The 26,081-nt window shown below is 42.5% G+C and carries 30 protein-coding genes; 8 read left to right on the top strand and 22 right to left on the bottom strand.

The features are described 5' to 3' along the window. Positions 1-37: 37 nt before the first annotated feature. The 6 genes from petJ to V7K76_RS11035 form a co-directional block, all read right to left on the bottom strand. Positions 38-382, bottom strand: a complete 345-nt coding sequence (gene petJ / locus V7K76_RS11060) for a cytochrome c6 PetJ (protein WP_334775875.1) — start codon at positions 380-382, stop codon at positions 38-40. A 244-nt stretch (positions 383-626) separates the two neighbouring features. Next, the gene (gene petE, locus V7K76_RS11055; RefSeq protein WP_334775876.1) at positions 627-1,046 is read right to left on the bottom strand and encodes a plastocyanin; all 420 of its coding nucleotides are present in this window, start codon (positions 1,044-1,046) and stop codon (positions 627-629) included. Positions 1,047-1,294: 248 nt separating this feature from the next. Beyond that, positions 1,295-1,786 carry a photosystem II cytochrome c-550 gene (psbV, locus tag V7K76_RS11050; RefSeq protein ID WP_334775877.1) on the bottom strand — a complete coding sequence of 164 codons (492 nt, stop codon included), beginning with the start codon at positions 1,784-1,786 and terminating at the stop codon, positions 1,295-1,297. A gap of 135 nt (positions 1,787-1,921) precedes the next feature. Continuing rightward, on the bottom strand, positions 1,922-2,137 hold the full coding sequence (locus V7K76_RS11045; protein WP_334775878.1) for a hypothetical protein: 216 nt from the start codon (positions 2,135-2,137) through the stop codon (positions 1,922-1,924). 406 nt (positions 2,138-2,543) lie between these two features. Further along, entirely contained in the window at positions 2,544-3,380 is an 837-nt protein-coding gene (locus V7K76_RS11040) for a carbohydrate ABC transporter permease (protein WP_334775879.1), read from the bottom strand. Beyond that, on the bottom strand, positions 3,373-4,284 hold the full coding sequence (locus V7K76_RS11035; RefSeq protein ID WP_334775880.1) for a carbohydrate ABC transporter permease: 912 nt from the start codon (positions 4,282-4,284) through the stop codon (positions 3,373-3,375). The genes V7K76_RS11040 and V7K76_RS11035 overlap by 8 nt, the downstream gene beginning before the upstream one ends. Before the next feature lie 53 nt (positions 4,285-4,337). On the opposite strand from V7K76_RS11035, the gene V7K76_RS11030 reads away from it, so the two are divergent. Then, positions 4,338-4,646 (top strand): hypothetical protein, encoded by a 309-nt coding sequence (locus V7K76_RS11030; protein WP_334775881.1) that lies wholly within the window; start codon positions 4,338-4,340, stop codon positions 4,644-4,646. A 20-nt stretch (positions 4,647-4,666) separates the two neighbouring features. Here the strand turns inward: V7K76_RS11030 and V7K76_RS11025 are convergent, their stop codons facing one another. The 6 genes from V7K76_RS11025 to V7K76_RS11000 form a co-directional block, all read right to left on the bottom strand. Beyond that, complete coding sequence (locus V7K76_RS11025) at positions 4,667-5,044, bottom strand: type II toxin-antitoxin system VapC family toxin (protein WP_334775882.1); 378 nt, start codon at positions 5,042-5,044, stop codon at positions 4,667-4,669. Further along, positions 5,034-5,279 carry a hypothetical protein gene (locus tag V7K76_RS11020; RefSeq protein ID WP_334775883.1) on the bottom strand — a complete coding sequence of 82 codons (246 nt, stop codon included), beginning with the start codon at positions 5,277-5,279 and terminating at the stop codon, positions 5,034-5,036. Before V7K76_RS11020 ends, V7K76_RS11025 begins: the two co-directional genes overlap by 11 nt. Before the next feature lie 143 nt (positions 5,280-5,422). Continuing rightward, positions 5,423-5,722, bottom strand: a complete 300-nt coding sequence (locus V7K76_RS11015; protein WP_334775884.1) for a type II toxin-antitoxin system RelE/ParE family toxin — start codon at positions 5,720-5,722, stop codon at positions 5,423-5,425. Then, positions 5,719-5,940, bottom strand: coding sequence for an addiction module protein (locus tag V7K76_RS11010; protein ID WP_334775885.1), 222 nt, complete (start codon positions 5,938-5,940; stop codon positions 5,719-5,721). Before V7K76_RS11010 ends, V7K76_RS11015 begins: the two co-directional genes overlap by 4 nt. A 116-nt stretch (positions 5,941-6,056) precedes the next feature. Then, on the bottom strand, positions 6,057-6,326 hold the full coding sequence (locus V7K76_RS11005; protein ID WP_334775886.1) for a type II toxin-antitoxin system RelE family toxin: 270 nt from the start codon (positions 6,324-6,326) through the stop codon (positions 6,057-6,059). Then, on the bottom strand, positions 6,323-6,526 hold the full coding sequence (locus V7K76_RS11000; RefSeq protein ID WP_334775887.1) for a hypothetical protein: 204 nt from the start codon (positions 6,524-6,526) through the stop codon (positions 6,323-6,325). Before V7K76_RS11000 ends, V7K76_RS11005 begins: the two co-directional genes overlap by 4 nt. Positions 6,527-6,690: 164 nt before the next feature. On the opposite strand from V7K76_RS11000, the gene V7K76_RS10995 reads away from it, so the two are divergent. Beyond that, positions 6,691-6,936: a type II toxin-antitoxin system Phd/YefM family antitoxin gene (locus V7K76_RS10995; RefSeq protein WP_334775888.1), complete on the top strand. Its 246-nt coding sequence runs from the start codon at positions 6,691-6,693 to the stop codon at positions 6,934-6,936. Between the two features lie 15 nt (positions 6,937-6,951). Here V7K76_RS10995 and V7K76_RS10990 read toward each other — a convergent pair whose 3' ends face one another. Then, positions 6,952-8,172, bottom strand: coding sequence for an ABC transporter substrate-binding protein (locus tag V7K76_RS10990; protein ID WP_335029785.1), 1,221 nt, complete (start codon positions 8,170-8,172; stop codon positions 6,952-6,954). A 222-nt stretch (positions 8,173-8,394) separates the two neighbouring features. Between V7K76_RS10990 and V7K76_RS10985 the strand changes: the two genes are divergently transcribed. Continuing rightward, positions 8,395-9,813, top strand: coding sequence for an MFS transporter (locus V7K76_RS10985; RefSeq protein WP_334775889.1), 1,419 nt, complete (start codon positions 8,395-8,397; stop codon positions 9,811-9,813). 91 nt (positions 9,814-9,904) lie between these two features. Here the strand turns inward: V7K76_RS10985 and accD are convergent, their stop codons facing one another. The 3 genes from accD to ispD form a co-directional block, all read right to left on the bottom strand. After that, positions 9,905-10,855: an acetyl-CoA carboxylase, carboxyltransferase subunit beta gene (gene accD, locus V7K76_RS10980; RefSeq protein WP_334775890.1), complete on the bottom strand. Its 951-nt coding sequence runs from the start codon at positions 10,853-10,855 to the stop codon at positions 9,905-9,907. 631 nt (positions 10,856-11,486) lie between these two features. Next, positions 11,487-12,029 (bottom strand): SMC-Scp complex subunit ScpB, encoded by a 543-nt coding sequence (scpB, locus tag V7K76_RS10975; RefSeq protein ID WP_334775891.1) that lies wholly within the window; start codon positions 12,027-12,029, stop codon positions 11,487-11,489. 240 nt (positions 12,030-12,269) lie between these two features. Further along, a complete protein-coding gene (gene ispD / locus V7K76_RS10970; RefSeq protein WP_334775892.1) occupies positions 12,270-12,953 on the bottom strand; it encodes a 2-C-methyl-D-erythritol 4-phosphate cytidylyltransferase in 684 nt (227 codons plus the stop codon). Between the two features lie 69 nt (positions 12,954-13,022). Here ispD and V7K76_RS10965 point away from each other — a divergent pair, with 69 nt between their 5' ends. Further along, positions 13,023-13,982, top strand: a complete 960-nt coding sequence (locus tag V7K76_RS10965) for a glycosyltransferase family 9 protein (protein WP_334775893.1) — start codon at positions 13,023-13,025, stop codon at positions 13,980-13,982. Between the two features lie 284 nt (positions 13,983-14,266). Here V7K76_RS10965 and V7K76_RS10960 read toward each other — a convergent pair whose 3' ends face one another. Next, on the bottom strand, positions 14,267-14,737 hold the full coding sequence (locus V7K76_RS10960) for a CRR6 family NdhI maturation factor (RefSeq protein WP_334767536.1): 471 nt from the start codon (positions 14,735-14,737) through the stop codon (positions 14,267-14,269). Positions 14,738-15,404: 667 nt separating this feature from the next. On the opposite strand from V7K76_RS10960, the gene V7K76_RS10955 reads away from it, so the two are divergent. Then, complete coding sequence (locus V7K76_RS10955; protein ID WP_179067258.1) at positions 15,405-15,851, top strand: Fur family transcriptional regulator; 447 nt, start codon at positions 15,405-15,407, stop codon at positions 15,849-15,851. A 283-nt stretch (positions 15,852-16,134) separates the two neighbouring features. Here V7K76_RS10955 and V7K76_RS10950 read toward each other — a convergent pair whose 3' ends face one another. Then, positions 16,135-19,152, bottom strand: a complete 3,018-nt coding sequence (locus V7K76_RS10950) for a pentapeptide repeat-containing protein (protein ID WP_335029775.1) — start codon at positions 19,150-19,152, stop codon at positions 16,135-16,137. Positions 19,153-19,561: 409 nt separating this feature from the next. Between V7K76_RS10950 and V7K76_RS10945 the strand changes: the two genes are divergently transcribed. After that, a complete protein-coding gene (locus V7K76_RS10945) occupies positions 19,562-21,334 on the top strand; it encodes a DUF3685 domain-containing protein (RefSeq protein WP_335029774.1) in 1,773 nt (590 codons plus the stop codon). Positions 21,335-21,362: 28 nt separating this feature from the next. Then, entirely contained in the window at positions 21,363-22,079 is a 717-nt protein-coding gene (locus V7K76_RS10940; RefSeq protein WP_334775896.1) for a diacylglycerol/polyprenol kinase family protein, read from the top strand. A 33-nt stretch (positions 22,080-22,112) separates the two neighbouring features. Here the strand turns inward: V7K76_RS10940 and V7K76_RS10935 are convergent, their stop codons facing one another. From V7K76_RS10935 to V7K76_RS10920, 4 genes are all read right to left on the bottom strand, one after another. Continuing rightward, positions 22,113-22,247 carry a hypothetical protein gene (locus V7K76_RS10935; RefSeq protein ID WP_334775897.1) on the bottom strand — a complete coding sequence of 45 codons (135 nt, stop codon included), beginning with the start codon at positions 22,245-22,247 and terminating at the stop codon, positions 22,113-22,115. Further along, positions 22,244-23,698, bottom strand: coding sequence for a dihydrolipoyl dehydrogenase family protein (locus V7K76_RS10930; RefSeq protein WP_335029773.1), 1,455 nt, complete (start codon positions 23,696-23,698; stop codon positions 22,244-22,246). Before V7K76_RS10930 ends, V7K76_RS10935 begins: the two co-directional genes overlap by 4 nt. Positions 23,699-23,800: 102 nt before the next feature. Beyond that, on the bottom strand, positions 23,801-24,928 hold the full coding sequence (gene cobD, locus V7K76_RS10925) for a threonine-phosphate decarboxylase CobD (protein ID WP_335029772.1): 1,128 nt from the start codon (positions 24,926-24,928) through the stop codon (positions 23,801-23,803). Positions 24,929-24,954: 26 nt separating this feature from the next. Beyond that, positions 24,955-25,239 carry an HU family DNA-binding protein gene (locus V7K76_RS10920; protein WP_010998076.1) on the bottom strand — a complete coding sequence of 95 codons (285 nt, stop codon included), beginning with the start codon at positions 25,237-25,239 and terminating at the stop codon, positions 24,955-24,957. A 499-nt stretch (positions 25,240-25,738) separates the two neighbouring features. Here V7K76_RS10920 and V7K76_RS10915 point away from each other — a divergent pair, with 499 nt between their 5' ends. Further along, positions 25,739-26,035 carry a DUF2288 domain-containing protein gene (locus tag V7K76_RS10915; RefSeq protein ID WP_334775900.1) on the top strand — a complete coding sequence of 99 codons (297 nt, stop codon included), beginning with the start codon at positions 25,739-25,741 and terminating at the stop codon, positions 26,033-26,035. The last annotated feature ends 46 nt before the right edge of the window (positions 26,036-26,081 follow it).

Raw genomic sequence — 26,081 nt, 5'->3', positions numbered from 1 at the left:
GGGCCCACCCTACAAGAACTAGACGGTATAGCTGCATTTACCAGCCTTGTTCTGCATTATGAAAAACGTAAGCAGCTACCTCCAGAATATCCTCAGCACTTAACTTATCTTTAAAAGCAGGCATGGCATTTTTACCATTTTGTACTTGGTGGATAATCGCCTGGATTGAGTCACTATCATAATTTTCTAAGTATTTTGATAATGCTTCCTTTTTCAAAGTTTTCTGGATAATCAGGATATTACCGCCACCGATATGGCAAGAAGCGCAATTAGCCTCAAAAATTTTAGCACCGTTGGATGTTTCGGCAGCTAGTGCTGGACTAATGAATGTCAATTTGAATATGGCGATCGCCGACACTAGAATTAATAAAAGTATTCTCAACAGAATTTCCTCGCAACAAGCCTCCAGCAAGAGTATAAACGCGATTAATCCTCGATTAAGTCAAATTTGATCAAAATTGGCGGTAACTAGTTCACTCCTACATCGCTACAGGTTACTTAGCGTCTTCGGGAAGGATAGAACTTGTTACCGCCATTGATGTCTTTTGTGCGTCACTCTAGGAGTGTGGCGTGTTGCGATGAACTAATTTCAGTGAGTAATCATCTTGTGTCAAATGCTAGTGTTTCTAGCCCTCGACAGTGATTGTACCAACCATGCCAGCACCACGGTGGGGATTGCAGTAGAAAGTGTAGTCACCAGCAGGTGCATCTGCGGGGAAGATGGTTGTTTTGGTTTGACCAGGATTCAACAGCAACTTGGTATGAGACAGAGATTTTGCCAATTCAGCATTTTTAGTGGGGTTTTTGGCAGCATCAAACACAACATTATGGGGGGGAACTTTGTTGTTCACCCATTCAATTGTGTCACCTGGCTTGATGGTCAACTTTTTCGGTTCAAATGCTAGCAGTCCTTTATCGCTACCCAATTTCACCTTGTAGGTTTCAGCCGAAGCACTGGGAGTAAAAACAGCAAAGCTGTTAACAACTAAAAGGATTGTCAACACAGCTAAACTAAGGCGTCGCCAGCTTGCCGAAATTAATTTCATAGCTCTCTCCTAACAAACAAATTTTTTCCCTTTCTCATTTTAAATAAAATCAACGCCAAATATGACAATCTGTCATAGATAATTTTTTTTTAATATATGGAGAGCAATTTATTGCAAAAACCTGTGCAATCAGTAGTAAATGGGGAATAGGGAATGGGGAATGGGGAATGAGGAATGGGGAATAAATTCTTCCCAATGCCCTATTCCCAATGCCCAATGCCCTATTCCCAATGACTCAGTTCCGGGATTTAGTAATAAATTTTTCCGCCTCCCCACTTAGTACCAACGATTTTGGGTTGTAAAAGAATATGACCAGCGATCGCCTCCAAGTCATCATCTGTCAGATTTCGCACTGCTGTGAAAATATCTGCACTTTTGATACTGGGGTGGATTTCGGAAATCTCTTCTTCCCCATCGTAAGTAGTGGGATTTTTCAGGTAATCCACTAAGCCTTCAATGTTATTACGGTTGGGTGTTGCCAGTGCCAGGTCTTCTGGGGTGAGTCCCACGTTTTGATTTGTCTTGGTAACTCCACCAGCATGACATTGGGCGCAAGCGTAATTAAATAAGCGTTTGCCTTCTTTGACTTGTTTAAGGCTAAGTACGACGGTATCACCTTGAGTATTTAATGGCACTGTTCGGGTAGCTTCGTCCAGTTCCACTGCTGTCGCGCTACCGACAAGCAACTGAAACGAGAGTAAAACAGTAGCCACAACAACGCCAATTAGTCTTCTAAACATGTTTCCCCTTAAAAATTTTGACGCTCAACACAGCTAACTAAGAACGCGATTCTCAATCTCCAAGCTGCTAATTGCTAATGACTCATTGTTTTTTGTCATTAGCTATCAGTGATTAGCTAAAGCCGAGATAACCCTTTAGGTGACTTCGTTATCGCCCACCGAGTCGCTAGTACTTTTTGGGCGTATTTCAGACGATATTTGGGAAATAATTGCCTTTGCATCTTCTAACGCCAAACGGGTCTTTTGGTGTTTGTAGGCGATTCCCAGTTGGTTGCACAGAGAAAACACTTGTTCTACAGGAATGCTGTAGTCGGCTGCTATCTCTGCGATCGATAGGTCTGCAAAACCCATAATGCTTATTAACTGATAGATAGAGATTGAGTCTCTGTAATACCAATATCACGTTAGGAGTCCAATTTGTTGCCGAAAATACTGTTTGGGGATCGGCAGGGGGCAGGGGGCAGGGGAAGCAGGGGAAGCAGGGGAAGAATTTTTAACTCTTGACTAATAACCAATGACCAATAACCAATGACCAATGACCAATGACTAATGACCAATGACTATTAACGAATGGCACTAAGAAAAGCCCAAAAGCTTGTGTAGCCTCGTTCCCAGCCTCCAGGCTGGGAACGTATTCCGAGAGGCTCCGCCTCTGGTCAAGAAAGAGGAGGCAGAGCCTCCCAGAATGGGTTCCTAGCCTCCAGGCTAGGAACCAGTCATGGCAAGGGCTGTATCTTAACTTAGTGCCATTCGACTATTAGCCTTTTCCTCCGGTAAAGGTGACGCTTTGAATAAAGTAACGATTAAAAAAGGCGTAAATACCTAAAGCTGGCAAGGTGAAGACCATAGAAGCCGCCATAATGTAGTTCCAATAGCTGATGTATTGACCTTTGAAGGTGTTCAGCCCTAAAGGGAGGGTAAACATTTCTGGGTCAAATAGGATAACTATAGGTAGTAAAAAATTATTCCAACTTCCCATGAACACAAATACTGCTTGTGCTGCTAATGCTGGTTTTGCCAAAGGTAAGACAATATGTCGGAATATCCCAAAGGTATTTAAGCCATCGAGTTGAGCGGCTTCTTCTAATTCTTTAGGAAAGTTAACAAAAAATTGCCGCATCATAAAGATAAAAGTGGCATTCACCATGCTAGGCACTATCATGCCTTGATAAGAATTTAGCCAGCCGATCGCTTTTAAAATTAAAAATGTGGGAATTAAGGTAATTTGCGCTGGGACTGCTAGCACAGCCAAGATTAGGAAGAACCAAAAACGCTTGCCTACAAAGCGCAGTCTTGCCAAGGCATAACCAGCCATTGAATTTAACAACAAGTTTAAAAGGGTGACGCTGATGGCGATCGCTACACTGTTGAATAACCAGCGCCAAAATAGCGGTTCTTGGAGAAAGATTTGCTTGTAGTTATCGAGAGTAAAATTCTTGGGGAGAAAGTTGGGTTCACCACTGACAATCTCTGATAGCGGCTTAAATGATGCTGAAAGTGCCCAGAGAAAGGGGATTAGGGTAATGATGGCATAAAGTGTCAGCAGGACATATAACAGGGCTTTGAGCCAGGATAAGCCAGAGGTTTTAGTCAAATCGTTCGCCTCCGAAAAGTCGTCGCTGAATCAAAGTTATGAGAATGATCGCTGCTGCTAACAAAAATGCGATCGCAGCTGCATATCCCATTTGTAAATTCCGAAACACAGCTTGATAAATCAGCAGCACCACAGTTAAGGTAGCGTTGTTCGGCCCGCCAGTACCGCCAGAGAAGATGTAAGACTGGTCAAAAAGTTGAAAAGTCCCAATCACCCCCACTGCTACCACAAAGAAAGTTACAGGCTTAAGCAGGGGAAGAGTAATGTAGATAAATTGCTGCCACCCATTTGCGCCATCAAGTTCCGCCGCCTCATAAAGTGTTTGGGGTATATCCTGCAACGCCGCCAGATAAATCACCATGAAAAACGGCGCAGTTGACCAAATGTTCATGATCATAATGCCTTTGAGCGCAACTGCTGGATCGCCCAACCAGTTATAAGTCGGTAGCCCTACAAACGCGAGAAAATCGTTTAGTAGCCCATCAGTGTTATAAATCCACATAAAGATCAGCGTCAGGACTGCTGAAGAAGTGACTGTGGGCAAAAAATAGAGGATGCGCCACCAGTTTTTACCACGAATCCCAGAATTCAGAGTTACCGCCAGAATTAAAGCTAGTACGGTTTGAGTTGGCACAACAATTGCTACATAAGCTGCTGTGTTTCTCAAAGCAATCCAAACCCGTTCATCTTCAGCTAATCGCGTGAAGTTCCGAAAACCGATGAACTCGTACTTAATACCGCCGAGAAGTTGGACTTTTTGTAGGGAAAGAAAAACGGCGTAGAGAATGGGTAAGACTACAAAAGTTCCCAAAACTAGAATTGTGGGCATCATGAACATATACCCAGCCAAGTCTTCAGTGATGTTCCACCTGGGGTTACTCCGCCGCCTGTTGATTTCAAACATTATTTAACCTCCACCTAATCTTGCACTAACCCGGCTGTAGCGATCGGTAGTACATGATTATTTATCGTACTTCGAGCTTTGAACTCGGAACTTCGACCTTTGAACTCGAAACTCCGACCTTTGAACTCGGAACTCCGACTTTTGAACTCGGAACTTCGAGCTTTGAACTCGGAACTTCGACCTTTGAACTCGAAACTCCGACCTTTGAACTCGGAACTTCGACCTTTGAACTCGAAACTCCGACCTTTGAACTCGGAACTTCGACCTTTGAACTCGGAACTTCGACCTTTGAACTCGGAACTTCGACCTTTGAACTCGAAACTCCGACCTTTGAACTCGGAATTGCCAAAATTTTAGAATAGATGATTTTTTTAAACGAACGTTACCAATTGATTGCCGTTAAAATTGTTACCTTCGCAAACTCTTGATCGGCAGTCACCAAACTTGCTGAATTTTGGATCGCCATTGCTGCAATAATTGCATCTGGTAGTTTCAACCCATATTGCTGGCGAATTTCAATGATTTTCTTAATCAAAACAGCATCACTCGCCACTAAATTGACAACCTCAACTCGTTGCAAAAACTGCTCAAAAAGCTGACAATCCTCTTGACTCAGCCCAGAAAACGCCAGAAATTCAATTTGGCTAATAACTGAAACTCCAATCCAGTCAGCATCTTGGAGTAATTGAATCAGCTGAGAATTTCCTTGAAGCAGAGCCACAATCGCATTCGTATCCAACACGTAGCGATTACCACTCATCGCGTAGATTTCTCTGCATTGCTACCGCATCTCCCCGCCAAGTTAATCGCCCCACCAAATCAGAGAAATCATAACTAGGTTGTTTTTCCTCTGATGAAACTGGATTTAAAACAACTACAACGTCTACTTCCATCGCCGCTAACTGCGTTGGTATTTTAAGATTTAAATATCCTGATTCATCGATTTTAGTTGTAAGTTTTAAAACTTCCATTGCCACATAATTAGTAAACCTCATCTTATTCTAGATTTTGTAGAGCAAAGATTGCGAACATTTATTTTACCAACTGCTTGAGAAGTTTTGTGATCATGCCAGATATCCACCAGGTTTTGTGTGATGTTCTAACTAAAAAAGGTAGTTTTTGAGCTAACAGGAGAATTTCAAATATTTCTATCCTGCCATTGTTTAGGGTCGCGTTTGACGTGAAAGCAGGCGATAATAGTAATTACATCTTGTTCTAAAATATACATCACTCCATAAGGAAATCGACGTATTAAAACTCGTCGTACTTGTCGATACACTTGAGGATAAGATAAAGGGTTGCGTCCGATTAATGCCAAACTGCTATCGACAGCACGTACAAATTCTGAACCTAATCCAGAACTACGTTGCTCGTACCATTCAAAACCATCTTGGATATCAAGCTCTGCTTCTCGGCTAATAATTAACTGATAAATCATTGAGAAAAACCCAGTCTTTGCTTAACTTCTTCCCAGCTTGAACCCTGGTTTGGGTTTTGAAGATGTGTTTCTAAACGTCTATCCAATTCTTGTTTTTGCTCTTCGCTCAGAGTTACTGCATTAGTGTCAGTCAGAATGCTATCCCATAAATCCTCTGCAAGTTGTATTCGTTCGGATACGCTTAATTGGGAAATATCAACGTTTAATAGGGGATGCATAGTTATTTGTTATTGTTGACTAAACATCTACAATTTTAAGTCATTGCCCATTCAGATCCCCAGAACCCCTACTTTTCAAAAAAGTCGGGGGTCTTGTACCTCATAGCAGATGTAGTTCATGGGAAATAGCGGTAAATATCCTTACGGTGAAGCACCCGCACAAAGGTAACTGTATCCCCTATAAACGTAAAGCCTACGCGGTAATCACCAACCCGAATGCGATATGTACTATCAGCGTCTTTGAGCTTTTTGAGATTACTTATTTCATCCAGACTGGAATAGCTGGGAATCTCATCAAACACAAGAAATTTAACAGACTCGAACACTGAGGTACTTTTCAACGCCTTGAGGTCTTTGATAAAACTAGGCATATACTCGCAATTCATGGTTGTTCAAGTTCCTCAAGAGCCTCATTCCTGTTTAAAGGTGTTTCGCCCTTAACTGCTTGCATCGCGCGATAAAGTCCTTCGTCTTCAATCGCATCTAATAAGCGCTGATATTCCTCAAACTCTAGGACTACTTTGAGAACTTGACCTTGTTTATCCGTAATTAACTCCTGAACAAACGGATATTCTTCAGCTTTCATATATGACCTAAAGTTATTGTTTAATATCTACTATAAAGAGCGATCGCTTCCCACTCTCCATTTAAACTGAGTTTTGTAATAGGCGATCGCATGTAGTGTTGGTCATAGCCGATAAATATTGAGTAATAGTTCAGGCTATGTCTTATTAGAATATGACTATAGTCATGACTACGGTTATTATGAAATCAATTTCCAAAAATAAACTCAAATCTCAACTTCTTGAGTTCCTACGACTTGTAGAGTCGGAGGGAGAAGAAATTGTAGTTACCGATCGCGGTAAGCCAGTCGTGAAAATTTCCAAATACGCACAAGCACCTTCAACAGAGGAGTTATTTGGGGAAATACGCGGTAGAGTGAAGTACTTTGAGGATTTAACTACACCAACCACTGAGGAATGGGCGCAATTGTGAAGTAAAAAACATTACTCACTCCATCGCCTTAATTTGCTGATTAGCTTCATTCTCTGCCCTTACCATTGCCTGCTTTAATGGTTGTTGCCCCAACAAGGTGCTGACAAACTGGTTATCAAAGTTATTCACGATCGCCCCTGGATATTTCCCCACCTGCCACGGTGTAGCATAATCTACTCCTGCCACTAATGGCGATCGCAATGGGTCTTGGTCATAGCCCAAATTCTTTGCCACTGATTTACGTGTTGGCAAAGCAAACCCTGTTCCTGTCCACTTTTGCATCCCTTCTTTACCCGTGAGATAGGAAATCAACTCCCAGGCTTCGGTTTTGTGTTGTGCTTGCTTATTCATGACGTAGGCAACGGTAAAGACCATCGTGCCTTTTTTGTCATTAATAGTAGGCACTTGTGCGGTAGCAAACTCTACTTGGGGAAAGGTTTCAGTTAGATAGGGAATTGCCCAATTACCCTCAATCACCATTGCCACTTTACTTTGACCAAACATTTCACTACCTGAGTTTGTCCCCACATCCGATTTTTGGGCAGAGGATCGGTCTTTTTGATACTGGTTTACTACCAACTGCAAACCCTGTAAACCTGTCTCACTGGCAAAGGTAGCATAACCGTTTTGATCGATGAGTTGTCCACCAAAGGCTTTAATTTTATAAGCTTGACGTGCCAATTCTGGAATTTCCCCAAAGCCGTATTTGTTAATTTTGCCTGTCAATTGTTTCGAGTAGTTACGTAATTCCTCCCAAGTCGCTGGCGGACTACTCAAGCCGGCGGCGGCGAAGGCTTTTTTGTTATAAAACAGAGCCAGGGTGGAATAGTCTTTGGGAAATCCATAAATCTGGTTTTGATATTTAAAACTGTCGAGTAGGTTATCCTCAAAGTCTGCTAGGTCAAATTTGGGGGTGAGATAAGCATCTAATGGTTCTAAGACATTTTGACTCATCAAAAAAGGAGCTTCCAGCGCATCCAGATAAAAGACATCAGGCGCGGCTTCTCCAACCAAACGAGTTTTAATTACATCCATGTATTGGTCGGAAATTACCTCATATTTGACCTTAATCGTTGGATGTTGTGCTTCAAAGTCTTGCAGTACTTGTCTCAAGAGTTTTTGCTCAACGGGAGAGCCTCCCCAACCACTGAGTTTAATGGTGACTGCGGTAGATGCTAACGGTTTGCTTGGCAATTGTAGACTTTGACAAGCAATAATAGCGATCACTATTACCAATCCCCAAAAATTAAATAATCTTTTCTTGATCACAGATAGATCACAATCTCTTTCTTATTACTTATACCTTCTCTTGCTAAGGAATGAGATTTTACTTATTTAAAATTTTTGTTGAAAATTGCAAGCTAAAATAACGAAAAATTCTCAGCAACGCTAATTAAAGCATACTGATTTCCTCTGCAACCGGATTTATCCAGGGTACTTCACCCATAAACGTAGATTATGGATTCTGTTCAGGTTGAAACAACTGCACCACTGACTCTAGAAATTGCCCAGATTGCCTCACCACCAATAGCAATCTCTCCAAATTCTCGAATTCCCAAGGATAGTATTCGCACTAGTTTAAAAGCATCCACTGCGGATTCTATCTTAGCATCGGTTTATTCTCTTGGAACTAGTGGTATTTTACTCAGCAATTTATTGGTGGAATTGGGTGCTAGTCCAGTGGTATTTGGGATGTTGTCTTCTATCCCGATGTTGGTCAATCTGATTCAGCCTTTGGGTGCTTACTTGTCTGAACGCAGCACCAGCCGTTTTCAATATTCGCTTCGGACGCACGGAATTGGTCGGCTGTTATGGTTGGTTTTAGTAATTGGGATTGTCAGCATCAATTGGGGAGTAATTGATACTCAGCAATTAGTAATATTGACACTCTTGATTGTTCTATTCAGCAATCTTTTGGGAGGATTAGGAACTGCATCGTGGCTAAGTTGGGTGGCAATGATAGTTCCCCGGCGATTACGAGGCAGGTATTTTGGAACACGCAATAGTGCTGCGAACCTCACCACTTTGATTTGCGTACCAATGGCTGGACTAGTTGTATCACATTGGTATGGGGGATCTCTACAAGGTTATGGGGTAGTTCTGCTGATAAGCATTGTCTTTGGAATTATGGGATTGGGGTGTCAATATTTTCAGGTGGATATAAATCCCCAATCGCAAAACACTTATTATGGCAAGTCACCACAAACAAGTGAGATTCAATCAGACACTACAAAAGATGAATCTGAAGTACTTCAGTCAATTCATTTGCCACAAGACCAGTTAACTAACAGTATTTGGAAAAATTCTAACTTTTTGATATTTCTGTTGTATTTCTGCTTCTGGAATCTTGCTGTTAACCTCAGCAGTCCTTTTTTTAACCTCTACATGCTGGACACACTGGATTTGGATGTGAGTTACGTGACTATTTATAACAGCCTTCAGGCGGGGGCGACTTTGCTAATGCTTATTTTGTGGGGAAAATTAGCAGACAAGATTGGTAATCGTCCCATCCTCATCTGTATTGGGATTTTGGTTGGAATCACACCACTCCTCTGGCTGGGAATTGGTGCTAATCGCCTTGATATCTGCTTATGGCTACCTCTATTACACATTTTGGCTGGAGGTACTTGGGCAGCCATTGATTTGTGCAGCAATAATATACAATTAGCGATCGCACCAATTAAAAATCAGTCTATCTATTTTGCGATCGCAGCTGCCGTTGCTGGAGTGAGTGGTGCTTTGGGTACAACGATAGGCAGCTTTCTCGTCCAATTTGCTCAATCTGGAGGCTTACTGGGCTTGTTTGCCCTCTCTGGCCTATTCCGACTAGTAGCCCTTGTTCCACTCATGTTTCTTCAGGAGCCAAGGAGAAGTTAGGAGTTAGGAGTTAGGAGTAAGTTAGGAGTTAGAAGTTAGGAGTTGTAAATTTTTAACTCATAACTCATAACTCATAACTCATAACTTTTGTTTATTCTGCGGCAGTAGAAGTCAAAGACATTGTTTCCCACAAAACCATGTGAGGTGTTGTTAGTACAGGCTGGTGTAGAGCAATCAGCTGGGCTAGGGTGTTCTTTAATTGAGTACGGGGTACGATATCATCGACAAAACCGTGCTGGAGTAAATCTTCAGCAGTTTGAAAGTTTTCGGGTAGTTTTTCCCGCAGGGTTTGCTCAATCACTCGCCGACCGGCAAAACCAATGGTTGCCTTGGGTTCTGCCAAGATAATATCACCCAACATTGCAAAACTAGCGGTAACGCCGCCTGTTGTGGGGTTGGTCAAAACGGGAATATATAATAGTCGGGCATCTTTATGACGCTGTAGGGCTGCGGATATTTTCGCCATCTGCATCAAGGAGAGCATTCCTTCCTGCATTCTCGCGCCACCGGAGGTGCAAATGATCACTACAGGATATCGCCGTTGAGTGGCTTGCTCAATCATGCGGGTGAGTTTTTCTCCCACAACCGAACCCATACTACCGCCCATGAAGCGGAAGTCCATAACTCCAAGGGCAATGGGCAAACCATTGATTTGACCTAAACCAGTGTTAACTGCGTCTATTAAGCCAATTTTATCTTGTGTTTCTCGTAGGCGATCGCTGTAGAGTTTGCGATCGCGAAATTCCAGGGGATCGGTTGGACGCAAATGCTCGTCCATCGGTTTCCAGGTATTATGATCTATCAATTGCCGGATGCGCTCATCGCTGTCTACCCGATTGTGATGACCACATTCAACACAAACCATCTGATTGGCTTTCAGGTCTTTTGTATATGCCAAAACGCCACACTTGGAGCATTTATGCCAAAGTCCATCAGCAATTTCACGTTCTTGGCGTTCGAGGCTGATAGATCCTGACTTCTTTCGATTTGCAAACCAATCAAATAGAGACTTTAAACCACGTGATTCTTCGTTGTTAGCCATTTTTTATTTTATTTTAAGTGGGTATGAGGTCGAAAACATATCAAATCGTATTGCGTTGTCCTTAATCATTAGTCACTTGTCTTTGCTAATGACTTAATGACTACATCGTTAAACTACGCTTTTAAGCAATTCAGACCTTAATTTTCATCTTTGGTTGCCAGCTTAACGAAAATACTTATACCAATACAAGTCTCTTACTCTTTTTTTCAGCAGACTTAATTATATGGACGTACTGACAAAGCTATGAGAATACCAACCTCCAAATAAGATGCTCTCTCCCTCCCACCCAAATCAATTGATTCGTATTTCTAGGTTGTGAACAAGCAGCATCTGTTGCACTAGTTGTACTTGCCAACGGTTAATCGTCGTTAAGAGGGTAATACAAGTCACAAGCTGAATATTATCAAAATGTGAAGGGCGGATGGGGTAATGTTGGTTACAGTAACGAATTTTGAAGAAGAATACAGAATTCAGAATCAAGACGCTCGATAGCGACGTGCAAAGCGAATCCTTGAGCGTCTGACTCGCTCTAGGGGCATTGAAAAGAGGCAGAGGGGCAGGGTGCGGGGTGCGGAGGGGAAAATTCTTCTCCCTGCTCCCCTGCTCCCCTGCTCCCTTCTTCCCCTACTCCCTATTCCCCACTCCCCACTCCCTTTAGTTCTAGTTCTAGTTCTAATTGTTCTTCCTTGTGGTTCGTGGAAAGTATTTGCGGGAGTTGTTCAATTTGGAAGTACTGATGAAATTTCGGGGTTATTTGCAATGAGTAGGAACGAGAATCACTGTCTCGGCGCTTGCGGATGAAACCAAGTTCTACGAGTTCTGGAACGTGCTGATATACTCCTGAACCGCGTAGGTTAATCAAGTCGCTCTGGAGTATAGGACTATTAAGAGCGATCGCAGCTAAAGTCCGCAATGCACCTACACCCAATTCCACTGGTATCATAGTTTGCACCAAATCATGAAAGTCAGACCGTAGTTGCAAACTGTAACCATCTGGGGTTTCTATGACCTCTAGGGCGCTATCTCGGTGAGCATAGTTGTCCATGAGTTCAATTATGCCTTCCTTGACAGTGGCGCGATCGCACGCGGCATACTCGGCGATTTCGCCGAGCGACAAGGGTTTACCCTTTAAATAGAGAATTGCTTCTATCTTCGTCGCTGTGGCTGTAATCATTTAGTCATTGGGCATTGGGCATTGGGAATTGGGCATTGGGATGGGCATGGAGCATTGGGCATTAGTACATGACAACTAACAATCAACAAGTGTGTGGCATTCTATCGTAAATTGTCAAAGTATTTTTTAAAACTTTCAAGTTTGGCATTGGGCATCAGTTATTCTCCTCCTGTTCAACAATTCCCAATCCCCAATTCCCCATGCCCCATGCCCAATGCCCAATGCCCAATGCCCAATAACTTAAAAGCCTCTACTTGTGAGAATAAATTCTGCGATCGCTAAATCTTGTGGAGTGGTCACTTTTAAATTTGTCTCCTCTCCTTCGACAATTCGGACTTCGATGCCGCACTTTTCAAATAAAGCGGCGTCATCAGTTACTTCCCAACCTTGACGGACACCTTCAGCATGGCACTGTTTCAATAACTTGACATCAAATCCTTGGGGAGTTTGTGCTGCCCATAGTTGTCGTCTATCGGGTGTTTCTTGAATTATCCCTTGTTCATCGACAACTTTGATGGTGTCTTTGACTGGCACACCAGCAATTAAACCGGGACAATGGCGAATCGCCTCGGCACAAGAGTTAAATAAATCTGGTGTAGCCAAGCATCTAGCACCATCATGAATCAAAACTTGTTCTGCGACTACTGGCAGAGATTGCAAACCATTGTAAACAGATTCTTGCCGGGTGAAACCGCCTTGAATCAATTCTACTGGTTTGGTCAGCTTCAGATCGGCGAGAATTGCATTGAACTCTGGCCAATCGGTAGACTGAGAAATAATCCCGATCCAACTGATGCTACTGGCGGCTTCTGCGGCTAATAGAGTCCAAGCAATAATTGGTTGCGATCGCACTTTCAGCAGGAGTTTATTGCGGTTACTCCCCATCCTTTTTCCGATTCCCGCAGCTGGAATTAGTAAATACACAGAATTCCTCAATCTTTAAGCTATATATTTTCCCCTAAAATAGGGAGCGAGTAAGCGTCAATAAATATTATGCGAGTAGTAGCCCTTGTACCTGGCGGAATTGGCGACCAAATTCTCTTCTTTCCGACTCTAGATGACCTGAAGCGCCATTATCCTAACGCTCAAATAGATGTCGTTGTTGAACCCCGGTCAAAGGCTGCCTACCAAGTGAGCAAGTCGGTTCACGAGGTACTGAACTTTGATTTTCAAGACCGTAACAGTCTGGCAGATTGGGGTAATTTGGTCGGCAACATTCGCGATCGCGAATACGATGTTGCCATTGCTGTTAAGCAAAATTGGTTGGTGGGTCTTTTACTCTGGTTGACGGGAATTCCTATACGTATTGGCTACCAAGGCAAAGGATCGGGTTTTCTTACCCATGCTGTGCCGTTCAAACCATCCCAGTATGCGGCAGCATTATACCACGATTTGCTGCAACCATTGGAAATAAATAGCCCTGTCCCAGAGTTAGCAGTAAATGTGCCAAAACCAAATATTGAGTGGGCACAAAAAGAACAAAAACGTTTAGGGGTGAATGAAACAGGCTATATCTTGATTAATGGCAGTTCTGGCCAGTTATCCCAGGCTAAAGAACTGGATAAAATCTACCCTGTCGAAAGTTGGCATCAAATTATTCATGGCTTCCAAGACAAGCAGCCGGATCTGCCTGTGTTGGTCGTTAAGGGGACTGATGATGAGCAATTTGTGCGATCGCTCCTGGAGTCTTCTCCAGATATCAAAGTAACTGCCCCCGATGATATTGGCAAGTTAACTGCCATAATTGCCGGCGCAAATTTGCTGCTGTCTACTGATAGTGAGGCATTACAACTAAGTGTTGCTGTCCAAACCTATACCATTGCCCTATTTGGTCCCACCGATCCGGTTAAGTTGCTGCCGAAAAACGATAAATTTCTGGCCATTGAATCCCCCACGGGAAAAACGGCGGATATTTCACCAAACGCAGTTTTAGAGAAGATTTGGGGCGGCTAAACCAGTCGTTTTTTGAAGAATTCAGAAGTCAGAATTCAGAATTCAGAAGTCAGAATTCAGAATTCAGAACAAGAAAGCGGGAGATTCAGGCTATTGGTGTCAACTTAATGGAAAACGGGCGGTTAGAAACCGCGTCTATACAAACAAAACCCACCTCCGTGGGTTTAAAACTCTTAATTTGACTTTAGTCCGCGGAGGCGGACAATGCCAGTATAGCCGCGAATTATATTCGCCAGGTCTTAATTTGACTGAATTCTGGCTCCTGACTCCTGAATTCTTTCTGATTAAAATATCCCAAAAAAAGCATCATCTAATTCATAGCCCAGCATTTGGGCCATAGACTTCAGCCGCGATAGGCTGGGGATGTCTTGCTGTTTGAGCCAATCACCTAAAATAAAGATTTTGTGCATCAAAAATATCTCTAAGGCTTCGGGATTATACTGAATACCTTCTTGGGAACTAAACTGGTGTGGTACAAGCATGGCGGCATAACGAGCAAACTCTCCAGCTTTCCAATCTAGTAAAAATGGCAACCAGGGATATTTGGCATCTAGGCGCACAAACCACAGCCGCACCTCTGGAATTTCTGATAGTTCCCGTGGATCGCCAGGTTCGAGATCGTAATTGATATCAAAGCGTAGCTGCTGTTCATGGGATGTAACCCCATCTTGCAGCAGTTTTTCAATCACCGTTGACGCAGGCGACAGATCCAGATTGTTAATGAAGTCATTATTGAGTGCGATCGCAATTGTTATTGATTCAGCAGCCACTTTCTTGATGCTCAACTGTAGGATCGACAATATACAGTAGCAGCTTTCAGCGATTGACGCTACATTGACCTCTAAAAATCAATTAGTATTTACTGATACTTTTTTGCTGATAATTTGGTCAACCTACACAAGGTTTAAACACAAGTCTGACCTGCTCAAATTTATTTGATACTTTTGCTTAATTTTTGCTGGTTATCATAAAGATACATCTAGTTACTAGCCTTAATATTATCTGTTGGCGATGCCTGCGGCGGGCTACACCTACGCCACTCACTTCACTGATTTTTACTAAAATTAAATATTACTTTTATCATTGCTATAATTACCCACACCTAACTAAATAATTACTACACGATTAATATGGTATTCCATGAGAATTAGCCTACTTGGGTAAGGCAATGCCTGCCCCAAGGTGGACATTTACAGCAATTTTAAGTTAAAGTTGTAATGAGTTTGTTTTAGATTAAGGTCTGACAAAGTAGCCGTCATACAAGCCAAAAAAAAAATCATTATCGCCACCTGTTACTTCCGCAGCATCAGAAGCCAAAACATAAGTACAGGTAAAACAGCGGTGTGCAATAGAGTTGCATATATTAAATAACCAATAAACATTTAGATGGGAAAATTCCCTCAACAGTTAATAAGCTGTAATATGCAAAAACAAACAATTACTACAAAACCAATTCGTTCCTTAGAAGATGCGCTTGAGCGCTGTCAAATCCTGGGTATGCGCGTCAGTCGTCAGCGTCGCTTTATTCTGGAACTACTTTGGCAAGCAAATGAACACCTTGCAGCAAGAGAGATTTACGATCGCTTGAACCTACAAGGCAAAGAGATCGGTCATACTTCTGTTTATCAAAATTTAGAAGCATTATCAAGTCAAGGCATCATTGAGTGTATTGAACGCTGTGATGGGCGTTTGTACGGCAACATCAGTGACTCTCACAGTCATGTCAACTGTATAGATACAAATCAAATTCTTGATGTTCATGTAGAACTGCCAGAAGATTTTATCCGCAAAATTGAAGAACAAACAGGAGTGAGAATTACTGACTACAGTATTAACTTTTTTGGCTACCGTAATTCGCAAGAGGGCTAGGGATTGGGGATTGGGGATTGGGGACTGGGGACTGGGGACTGGGAAGAGAATCAATACTGTTCGGTTAAGACAAAAGACGCGATGAATCGCCGTCTCTACAATACAGCACTTACGGCAGCTATGAGGTACATCCTCAAAACTGAAAGCTATGCTAAGAGGGGGTAAGGATAAAAACTGTATTGCATAATAGCGGGAAGCGCTGTAATCAATATTTTGTAGAGACGGCGATTTATCGCGTCTTTATAATGATTTCTCGGAACTGTTTTGCCCAATGCCCAATGCCCTATTCCCCAATAGAATTATTGCCAAAAACCGTTTCATCATCGGCATCATCATCATATAAATCTAGTGGCAAAATTGCGCCTTCGCAGCTTTCGATTTGTCCGATCGCAGGGGTATTTTTCCAATTAACATCAATGTTTGGGGTGATTTGGACGGTGTTTAAGAAAGGCTGCTGCAATCGCAAATGTTTCAGTCTTTGAAACGACTCTTTGGAGAACAAAGCACCATTATCAGCAGCAAATTTTTTCTCAGTATCAGTGAGAATTGCATCAAATAAACAGGCATTGGTGAGATTGGCAGAATTAAGATTTGTCCCTCTTAGATTCGCCTGTTGCAGGTTTGCGCCTGTGAGATTTGCCTGTTGCAGGTTTGCGCCTGCAAGGTTTGTGCCTGTAAGGTTCGCGCCTGTGAGGTTCGCCTGTTGCAAATTGGCTCCAGCTAAATTCGCCCCCATTAACTCCGCATTGGATAAGTTTGTTTGCTCAAGATTTATCCCAGTTAACGTCACTTGTAATAAAGAGGCTCCCGATAAATTGAGTCCAGCCAGAGATTTGATTCGGGTTGCGAAAGCACTTTTATGCAAGACTGTTGTCCTCGCAATTAGCACACTCAGCATCTCTGGGTTGAATTCTGTCAAATTAACTGGATTCCCACAAGGCCAATAAGGAATTTTTGTTTCTCGGTAGCAAGCACAAAGCAATAAAAATACATTCAGTCCCACAGCAGCATTCACTTGTTCAACATTCACAGGGTTTTGTAGTGCGTGAAAATTAGTTAAAGCTTTGTGGGCTATCCCCTCATCTAACCAACGTCCTTGAGAGTAAGCACGCCAGAAAGATAAAAGACGTTGAAATAAGACTTCAAATGAAAACTTGTGTTTTTGCTGGCGACGTAATCCGGCGATCGCCAGTTCTTCAATTTCTTGGCTAAGTATGCCGTAACCTAGTAAATTATAAATATATTGGGCTAGGCTGCTGGGAGAATCAAGCGCGAAACTGGGCGTACCATAAGCCTCATCTTGGTACTGAGTCAGAAATTTAAGTTGGGCAGCAATAGCATCTGCACAAAGAAATTCTCCTAACTTGATGTGTGAAAACTCAATTAAACTACTTTGGGTTACACTTTCGCCTGAGCTTTCTACATCCCGAATTTTAAAATAAAACTCTGGTAGAGTCTTAAATTCACCAGTGACATTAATTTGATGACGTTGTGAGTGTAAAATTTGAAGAGCGATCGCTTGCATCTGCTCAAGTAAATCTTGAGGATGACGACCAGCAAGTAAATTAGCGATCGCTTCTGGAGTACGGTGGATATGAGCCGATCCTGAACGCAATAGCATTGTTTTAATGCCACCAATTAGCGGATATCCCAATAGCCATCGACTCAGACGATGATGAATCTCCCATAACAGAAAAGACTTTTGGGTATTAGCAGCTAACTGCAATAGTTCATCATCTAGCAATCCGTCGCGGTGCAAAATGCCCAACAAATGCAGCATTAGAGGTTGACGAACAAGGGCAGATAATTCTCTTAATTTGGATTGGCTGGCAAATACCCCTGACTGTTTTAGCAATGTAAATAAATTTTGAGCAATGGGTAATGATTGCACTTTTGCCCACTGCTGAAACCATTGTTTGAGTTCATCTACATCCAATGGCTGGATAATAATTCGCTTCAATAATAGCGGTAGTTCCGAGACGATTTCTGGTAACGTCGTTGAACGACACGTCAACACAACTTTGTGTCGATGCTGAGATTGAAAGTTCAATAATTGCTGAAGAAAAATTGCTTGTGCCCTGATACCCTGAGCAGAATGGGGAAGTTCATCCAAACCATCCAGCAGCAATAGACAAGGGACATTTTCTTGCTCTAACCAAGTTGAAAGATTAACAGGAAAGGCAGAATTTAAGGTTTCGATGAAAGTTTTGCCGTATTTTACATCTCGTAACCGAATTACTATCGGCATCCAAGTAGGGTATAATTCTTGTGCGACTTGTGCTGCCCAAAGTTGGCAAAAACTAGTTTTTCCATAACCAGGTTCCGACTCAATTACAGCGATCGTTTCTAAATCAGTTAGCTGTTGCTCTGCCCATGTCTTTAAATCAACTGGTTTAACAGTTTTTTGATCCTGCTCAGAAATATTTTCTTCTATTGGTAAGCCTTTTTGTGGCACATAGATATCCTGGAGAGCAAAGGATTCCATCAGCAAAGGCTGACTAAGGTTTTGAATCAAACTTGCACGGTAATGTTCTCGGTGCAAATCAATTTTCTCACCGACTGTAGAACCAACTTCTGGGGTGATGAAGCTGGGAGATAATGAAATCCCCAATCGGAAAAATTTTTGTAATTGGGCTAAAGGTGCAGCATTTTCGGTGACAACTACCAGCATGTCACCAGGAAGTGAGTTGACCAAACGCTGTGTTAAGAGTTTAGCTTCAGTTTCCTCTGCACCATTGGCAACTAACCAAGCGATGACAGCGCTATTTATTTGTTGCACTAGCAATGAGTCTGCAACCAAAGATAGTGCTTGTTCAGCTTGAGTATCAGTCAATTTACCTGGGGTGAGAGTTTTCAGCAATCCTTGTAGTTGCGGATCTTGAAGGATGAGTCTACCCACGTCTTCTATAAGAATGTGTGGCTGGACAGGTATACTTGCTCGGTCTAGCCACGGTCTTTGTAGCCTTGACTCCTGCTCTAAAATTGCTTGCAAAGCCTGGAGATAGGCAATCTGAAACGCTAGCCACGTGCCTTCGTTACGTTTTAATGGTTTTTTTTGGCTAAGGCTACGCAACAGGTTTTCTGTCAACCGGGAAATGACACTAATTTCTTCCCAAACAATATTTAAGGGCAGTTCTAAAACCTCTACCAAGGTACAGATATCAAAAGGTACAAGGCTTTTGACTTCCATATCCTGAACAATACGGTAGGCAATACCTGCCAGTTGCCCTGCTGAAAACCCTGTGATTTGATTGATTGCGATATGACGTTCTGCCAACCAGTGCCGAATACTCAGGTTCATTTAATTACATAATGAAGGCTGCATGAGGCAATTATGATCGATTTATCAGTTTGCGAAAACAGGTAACAATGTTAACAATTCAAAATTCAAAATTCAAAATTCAAAATTAAAGAAATTTCAGACGAACGCGAGTGCGTCTCGTAGAGAAGAGAAGTGCCAAGCGATAGTTAAGAGCGTTGTGGCAACTGACACTCCTCCGTCGCTCATAGCGTTGCCATGCCGTTCGCGTTAGCGTCTCTGAAAGAGAAGGCTTTACGCTAGCGCTAACGGGGGATTTAAACCCCTACTGAAATGGGTGCTACATGTAGATTGCAGGTTCTTAAACCCTTTAATTTACGATAAAGACAATAGTTTTGTATCAAAGTTGTTTTTTGATTGGTAAAAACACTGCTTGTGTATTGAGTGGATTATGAGCGATCGCCCGATAAAATTATTGTTAATCGACCAAGACCCAATTTTTCGTCTGGGTTTACAGGTAGCTTTGGAAGCAATTCCTAACTTGGTAGCGATCGCAGCAGTAGAAACTGATACCGTTGCCTTGCAGATTTTAGCAGAAATTGCCGAAAAAGACCCTAACCAGGTAAATTTGGTAGTTTTGGAGTTCGGTAATGGTCGCTCTACCACCAGTCAACAGCTAGGTTTACAATTCTGTCGCCAACTCAGAGCCTTATATCCCAACCTCCCAATTTTGCTCCTCAGTTCTGTCCAAGAACAAGGACTGCTATTAGCGGCAAAATCTATTGGTGTAAATGGCTACTGCCCTAAAGGTACACCACCGCCTGAGTTAGTCGCTGCCATCCAAGAGGTTGCAAATGGAGGTTCTTACTGGTTTGGCGATGCGGAAGCAATCATAACTCCTAATTCCCCACCCCCTAGTACAGACGCGATTAATCGCGTCTCTCCCCACTCCCCACTCCCATTTTCTAAACTCAGAAATAATTTCCGTTTGTCAGGAATCGCTAACATTGAGTCTACCCTGGCCGCAGTAACAGCACAATTACAAGTTCCCGGATTACCAGTACTAGATCGAGCAATTCTAGCTGGACGGCGGCGAGAACTGTTAGCAGCTCGTTGGTTGCTAAATCGGTTATTGGTTTCATCACAAGAAAAGCAAGAGGAAATTTCGATTGCTGATGAGTCGCCTTTGAATCCTTCGTTGAGTAGTGCCATTCAACAAAGGCAAACTGTGTCACCTTTACTTAGTCCGGGAACACTACAATCTGTCTTGTTTGCATCTTGCGTTACTAAACTTCAATTTCCTTTAAAAAATGTCACAGATATACCTTTAGAAATTGACATCTTTCGTGAAGATAAAAAACGGGAATTACTTTATCTGATACTGCAAAAATTAGCTCAACAGTTAGATGAATTACGTGCTTCTAACATTGAGATAAATCAGTTATATGAAGTAAAAAATATCTTGATACGCGACTTATGGCAAGTAGTAGTTACAGATTTCTTTGGGAAATTTTCTCGAATCCAAATAGGTAATCAAAACATAGAAATTGTTAACTTATTGTTACAAAATACAGAAATCGTGCAAAGAGATATTCTCAATAAAATTCCGCTAATTTGTGAGTTATACTCTTATCTAATATTTCAAATAGAATTGAATATTGATAATACCTCATATTCAGTAGTGAGTGCTGAGTCTAAGTCTCAGGCACTAATGATTTTAGAGAACTTGTTAATTCAGGTAGCGAATGGGGTAGTGCAACCATTGCTAAATTCTTTAGCAGATGTAGAAGAGATTAAGCAAAATTTTTATGGGCAGCAATTAATTTCCACAAGAGAGATTGAAAGATTTAGAAATGATTTGTCATGGAAATATCGATTGAGGAATTATATAAAAGAACCAAAAGCAGTTTTTGAAAGTCGCCATGAGTTATTTGTAATTGTGCCTCGTGGCATTGCCAACACTTCAGTTTATGCTCCTCGAAATCAAGAGTTAGTAAGACTTTCTAATATTCCTTTAGTAGTGACATTGCTCCTAGAATTTAGTGATGCGATCGCACCGCGTCTAAAATCACTATTATCTTTTTTAGGTAGCGGTATAGTCTTCATTCTCACTCAAATAGTTGGTCGTGGTTTAGGTTTAATCGGTCGTGGTATTCTTCAAGGTATTGGTAGCGTTTCGTCAGTAGAAAAGAATTTTAGAAGAAATAGCGATCGACCCAAGTGAAGCACTAATGACAAATGACAAATGACAAATGACAAATGATTTTATCGGACTAGCAATTTCTTATGTTTACGCCACCAGTCTGCTTGTCATTGGTGAGGCACTGCGTAGGCTATTTGGTGTGAAAGCAGATTTGACCCGCAAAGTGATTCATATTGGTGCAGGGATGTGGGTTTTCGGTGTCCTGCTGCTGTTTAATAGCTGGCAAATCGGAATTATACCTTTTGCTACCTTTATCGGACTCAATTACCTGTTTTACCGCTACCGAATCATTGGCGCAATGGATACTGAAGATAGCTCACCTGGTACAGTTTATTTTGCTATTTCAGTGACGCTGTTATTCGGGCTGCTGTGGCGACCAGATGGGCCAGTAGATAGCGTTGCGATCGCGGTTGCTGGGATAATGGCAATGACCTGGGGTGATGCGCTAGCAGCATTAATCGGTAGACGCTTCGGACAGCATAAATACCAAGTGGGAAATTCTGTGCGTTCCTGGGAAGGTTCGGCAGCAATGTTTGTAGCAAGTACAGTGGTGATTTTCTTGGTGCTGTTGCTGCTACCTGGTTCGTCGCTGAGTCCCCTAGCAACGCCTTTAGGTTTAGGATGGGCCTTATTGACGGCAGTGGTAACTGCTACTTTCGCCACCCTAGCAGAGGCAGTCTCACCCCACGGCACAGATAACCTCAGCGTGCCTCTAGTAGCAGCCGGAGTAGTGTGGATAATGCAGGCATTTTTAAATAATTTGTAATTCGCCTCGTTCCCAGTCTCCGACTGGGAATGCCTACCAGGAGGCTCCGCCTCCAGGGGCTTGACGAGAGGTAGAACCTCTCGGAATACATTCCCAGCCTGGAGGCTGGGAACGAGGCGAAACTCTTGTACAGACGCGATTCATCGCGTCTCCTAACTCCCCACTCATAAATTCCAATTGCGGCGGAAATGGAAGAAGCCTTCTAAAAACTCTTGCAAAGCAATATTGCTATTTAACTTTTGTTTACTCCACTCTTTTGCAGTCTGTTCCAGAATTACTGAGAAACTGGGATAGACAGGAGATAAATTTGCTAAATCTTTGACTTTAATTTTTTGTGATATTGCCAAGGCAATTAAATTAATTAATTCTCCAGCTTCTCCCCCCAATATCGAAGCTCCCAAAATTTCCCCATTGCGTAGCACAATTAATTTACACATACCAGTAGTTTCGCCGCAAATTTGGGCTGCTACCACTGTTTTAAAATACTGTCGCAAAACTAAAACTTCATTTCTACCAAATTGGCGTTTTGCTTGGGCTTCAGTCAAACCCACTTGCGCCAGCATCGGCACAGAAAATATCGCCCAAGGAGTGGAGCAATAATTTACTCGTAGCCTGGGGAAAAAGAGGGCATTGTTCAGGGCAATTTTGGCTTCATAATTAGCGATATTGGCAAAGTCGTAACCACCAATTACATCACCACAAGCATAAATGCGGTGGTTAGTGGTTTGTAATTTATCATTCACTACTAAACTACGTCGATGCCATTTCACGCCTACTGTTGCCAAATTGAGAGATTCAAGATTTGGCTGTTGTCCAGTCGCCACTAAAATTTCATCAGTTTCAAAGGCCTTATCTCCTGCTTGAATCCACTTTTTATCCTCAATTAGCTTCACCTGAGTTACTGGTTTTTCGGTGAGGACGCGCACACCCTCGACTTCTAACTGCGCCTGGAGCAATATGGCTATGTCAGGCTCTAAATAGGGGAGAACATAAGGATGCTTGACTACTAACGTCACACTACAACCAAACCGCGCTAAAGTTTGAGCGATTTCAATGCTTTGGGGAATTCCGCCGATAATTACCCAATTTTTGGGTAATGTCTCTCCCTGTAAGGATTGCCAAATATTAGACAGGGTTCGATAGCCAGTGTCTTGCAATCCTTCAATCTCAGGAATTTCTGGACGTGAACCAGTGGCTAGCAAATAGGTACGGGCGCGTAATAAGCGATTGTTAACTGCAAAAGCCAATTGGGGGGAAGACTGAAATTGACCACTGCCAACTATGACATCGACTCCCTGCGCGGCTAGGATGGCTGGTGAATGCTGTTCTTTAAGATTTGAGGCGACGCATTGAGCATACAGCATTGCTTCTTGCCATGCCATAGATATATGGCATTTTTCTGAGGTATTAGTGTGGGTGGCGTGAATACCAAAACCAGCAGCATTATTCAACTTCTGTGCCAGTTTAGCAATTTCCGTAAGAGTATGGTGATGAGTAAACCCATAATCTACTTTGGGTTCCACCAGGGCAACTGTAGCACGTAGTTGGGTTGCAGCAAGGGCAGCGTAATATCCAGCAAGACTGCCGCCAATAATTACAATATCGTAGTCATTAGTCACGTGAATTTAGAGTTAGGAATTAGGAGTTAGGAATTAGGAGTTAGGAATTAAGAGTTAAAACCTTTCTTCAACTTATAACTCCTAACTTATAACTTATAACTCCTAACTCTCTTTTAGCGCTGTTAGTAAGCGTTGGTTATCGGACTCTTCACGTACAGCAACCCGGAAAAAGCGATCGCCTAGTTCTTGAAAGCTAAGGCAATCACGGATTAAAATTTGATGATGTTTGAGTAATTTTTGCTGCAACTGCAAAGTAGACTGTTGAGACTCAACTAGTAAAAAGTTAGCAGCGCTTACTTGGGGTTGCAATCCTGGGATTTCAGCTAAACCCTGAAAGAGTTGGTTTCGTGCAGGTGGTAGCCATGCCCAAGTTTGCTGCTGAAACTCCGTGTCCTGGAGTGCTGCAATTGCCGCCGCTGCCGCTAGTGTGTTTACAGGCCAAGGATCGCGCCATAGCTGCCATTTTGCTAGACAATCGGGGTGTGCGATCGCATATCCTAATCGCAATCCTGGGAGACTGTAAAATTTGGTCAGCGATCGCAATACTACTAAATTTGGATATTCCTGTACCACCGGAATCAGGCTTTGTTCCTCATTGGGCGGCAGAAAATCCATAAATGCTTCATCCATCACAACCAAAGCAAATTGCTCCAAGTAGGGCAATATAGAGTCCCGCGAGAATAGCTTTCCGGTTGGGTTGTGGGGATTATTCAGCAATAATCCACAGTGAGTGCTGTTAGCGGCAGTGGGGCGTTGAACTACTGCTGTTAGCGGTAGCAGGGCATTGAGCCAGTGCTGAGTGCTGAGTAAAACTGGTAACTCAGCACTCAGCACTCGTTGCTCAGAACTAATCAGGGGACACTCCAGCACTTTCGCGTCGTATGCCTTTAGGGTTCGGTAGTAGTCGCCAAAGGCTGGAGTTATTAAAATTGTCGCGGCTAATTGAGCTAATTCCCGACCGATTAAAGTGAGTAATTCTGCGGAGCCGTTACCCGGCAGAATCCACTCAGGCGGCAATTGATGGAAGTGACTGAGAGCTAGTCTCAGTTCACTATAATTTGGGTCTGGATAGTGCTTAAGATTACCAATTTGGGACAGTATAGCAGCGATCGCGCTGTTTGGAGGCCCCAACGGGCTGATGCTAGCAGAAAAATCCAGAATAGCATCAGGGGGACAGCCAGCCAGTGCCGCTGCCCAGGCTAAATTTCCCCCGTGTGCAGGTTGCCGCATTAAAAAAGGGTTCCCGAAGACAGAACCTATGCTTTTGGGGGTGCTACCTTTTCTCTAAACAGTTTTCCTGCTGAGAAAGCAGGAACTCTCGTGGCTGGAATTTCCATCTTTTCATTTGTTTTCGGGTTGCGACCTTCACGAGCTTTACGTTCCCGTGATTCAAATGAACCAAATCCCACCAATGTCACCTTATCACCAGAGGAAACCGCTTCAATAATCGTTTCCAAAGCGGCAGTTAAGACTGCATCCGCTTGTTTCTTGGTAACACTAGCTTTTTCAGCTACGGCATCAACTAATTCACCTTTGTTCATGTCAAACTCCTGAAGGTTTACTTGAGATTTCAGTACGGATGCAAATCAATACATCTTATACTGAAAAACTTGTTCGCAGAAATACAAAAATCATCCTTTGGGAGTATTTTTACTCAAAACGGCTGTACATCCCATCGGCTCGACTTTTCAATGAATCATTCTAAGGTGTTGTAGCCTGATGTGGATAGATGAAAGCATTAATTTATATAGATTTCAGGATGTTTTGTAATTTTAGGGTAGTTGTTTCACTAAAAACCACCCCAAAAATAGGAAAAAATACCTATTAAAAACCACGATTTCCCAGAAAACGGGGAATTAGCGAGGTGGGAGATGGTTAGCGTTTGTTGGGATTAATTACCGATGTTAAAGAGTTATTGCTGAGATTAAGGAACTCTATGTGGCAGACGTGTTAAAGCATCTGGAAATATAGCCGTAAGAATCAGATTACGATTTGTAACATTTGTAGAATATTATCTTAGAAAAGACAAATCGGGAAATAATGTCGGATTTAAGAGCGGAATTAACAAAGATTTTGGATGAGGCAGAGTGGGAGTGGCTAATTCCTCATGTACAACGAGACGCAGTAATTTTGGTGGCACCTGATTTAAACTTGATAGATGTTGGAGTAGCGATCGCCAGTGATAACATTCCATCAGTGCAGCAGTGGATTGATGAGCTATTGATTACCAAACCCACGACAGTACAGGTGGGAGAATGGAATCTTGAGCGTAGTAAGCGATTTAATACTCTCATCGTCCAGCCTTACGTTTTGGCACAAGAAATAGCCGCAGCTTAAATAACTTCTGTAGATTTGGCAGCAGATTTTGTAGCAGGTTCTAAAA

It is taken from the genome of Nostoc sp. (assembly GCF_036917975.1).
Taxonomy (GTDB): Bacteria; Cyanobacteriota; Cyanobacteriia; order Cyanobacteriales; family Nostocaceae; genus Nostoc.
The sequence above is the reverse complement of the archived record's forward strand: the minus strand, read 5'-3'. Positions and strand labels throughout refer to the sequence as shown.

Excerpts from the sequence above, each read along its gene's own strand:
- petE (WP_334775876.1), bottom strand. The coding sequence starts at position 1,046 with ATGAAATTAATTTCGGCAAGCTGGCGACGCCTTAGTTTAGCTGTGTTG.
- psbV (WP_334775877.1), bottom strand. The coding sequence starts at position 1,786 with ATGTTTAGAAGACTAATTGGCGTTGTTGTGGCTACTGTTTTACTCTCG.
- V7K76_RS11045 (WP_334775878.1), bottom strand. The coding sequence starts at position 2,137 with ATGGGTTTTGCAGACCTATCGATCGCAGAGATAGCAGCCGACTACAGC.
- V7K76_RS11035 (WP_334775880.1), bottom strand. The coding sequence starts at position 4,284 with ATGTTTGAAATCAACAGGCGGCGGAGTAACCCCAGGTGGAACATCACT.
- V7K76_RS11030 (WP_334775881.1), top strand. The coding sequence starts at position 4,338 with ATGATTATTTATCGTACTTCGAGCTTTGAACTCGGAACTTCGACCTTT.
- V7K76_RS11025 (WP_334775882.1), bottom strand. The coding sequence starts at position 5,044 with ATGAGTGGTAATCGCTACGTGTTGGATACGAATGCGATTGTGGCTCTG.
- V7K76_RS11020 (WP_334775883.1), bottom strand. The coding sequence starts at position 5,279 with ATGAGGTTTACTAATTATGTGGCAATGGAAGTTTTAAAACTTACAACT.
- V7K76_RS11015 (WP_334775884.1), bottom strand. The coding sequence starts at position 5,722 with ATGATTTATCAGTTAATTATTAGCCGAGAAGCAGAGCTTGATATCCAA.
- V7K76_RS11010 (WP_334775885.1), bottom strand. The coding sequence starts at position 5,940 with ATGCATCCCCTATTAAACGTTGATATTTCCCAATTAAGCGTATCCGAA.
- V7K76_RS11005 (WP_334775886.1), bottom strand. The coding sequence starts at position 6,326 with ATGAATTGCGAGTATATGCCTAGTTTTATCAAAGACCTCAAGGCGTTG.
- V7K76_RS11000 (WP_334775887.1), bottom strand. The coding sequence starts at position 6,526 with ATGAAAGCTGAAGAATATCCGTTTGTTCAGGAGTTAATTACGGATAAA.
- V7K76_RS10995 (WP_334775888.1), top strand. The coding sequence starts at position 6,691 with ATGACTACGGTTATTATGAAATCAATTTCCAAAAATAAACTCAAATCT.
- V7K76_RS10985 (WP_334775889.1), top strand. The coding sequence starts at position 8,395 with ATGGATTCTGTTCAGGTTGAAACAACTGCACCACTGACTCTAGAAATT.
- accD (WP_334775890.1), bottom strand. The coding sequence starts at position 10,855 with ATGGCTAACAACGAAGAATCACGTGGTTTAAAGTCTCTATTTGATTGG.
- scpB (WP_334775891.1), bottom strand. The coding sequence starts at position 12,029 with ATGATTACAGCCACAGCGACGAAGATAGAAGCAATTCTCTATTTAAAG.
- V7K76_RS10965 (WP_334775893.1), top strand. The coding sequence starts at position 13,023 with ATGCGAGTAGTAGCCCTTGTACCTGGCGGAATTGGCGACCAAATTCTC.
- V7K76_RS10955 (WP_179067258.1), top strand. The coding sequence starts at position 15,405 with ATGCAAAAACAAACAATTACTACAAAACCAATTCGTTCCTTAGAAGAT.
- V7K76_RS10950 (WP_335029775.1), bottom strand. The coding sequence starts at position 19,152 with ATGAACCTGAGTATTCGGCACTGGTTGGCAGAACGTCATATCGCAATC.
- V7K76_RS10945 (WP_335029774.1), top strand. The coding sequence starts at position 19,562 with ATGAGCGATCGCCCGATAAAATTATTGTTAATCGACCAAGACCCAATT.
- V7K76_RS10940 (WP_334775896.1), top strand. The coding sequence starts at position 21,363 with ATGACAAATGATTTTATCGGACTAGCAATTTCTTATGTTTACGCCACC.
- V7K76_RS10935 (WP_334775897.1), bottom strand. The coding sequence starts at position 22,247 with ATGAGTGGGGAGTTAGGAGACGCGATGAATCGCGTCTGTACAAGAGTT.
- cobD (WP_335029772.1), bottom strand. The coding sequence starts at position 24,928 with ATGCGGCAACCTGCACACGGGGGAAATTTAGCCTGGGCAGCGGCACTG.
- V7K76_RS10920 (WP_010998076.1), bottom strand. The coding sequence starts at position 25,239 with ATGAACAAAGGTGAATTAGTTGATGCCGTAGCTGAAAAAGCTAGTGTT.
- V7K76_RS10915 (WP_334775900.1), top strand. The coding sequence starts at position 25,739 with ATGTCGGATTTAAGAGCGGAATTAACAAAGATTTTGGATGAGGCAGAG.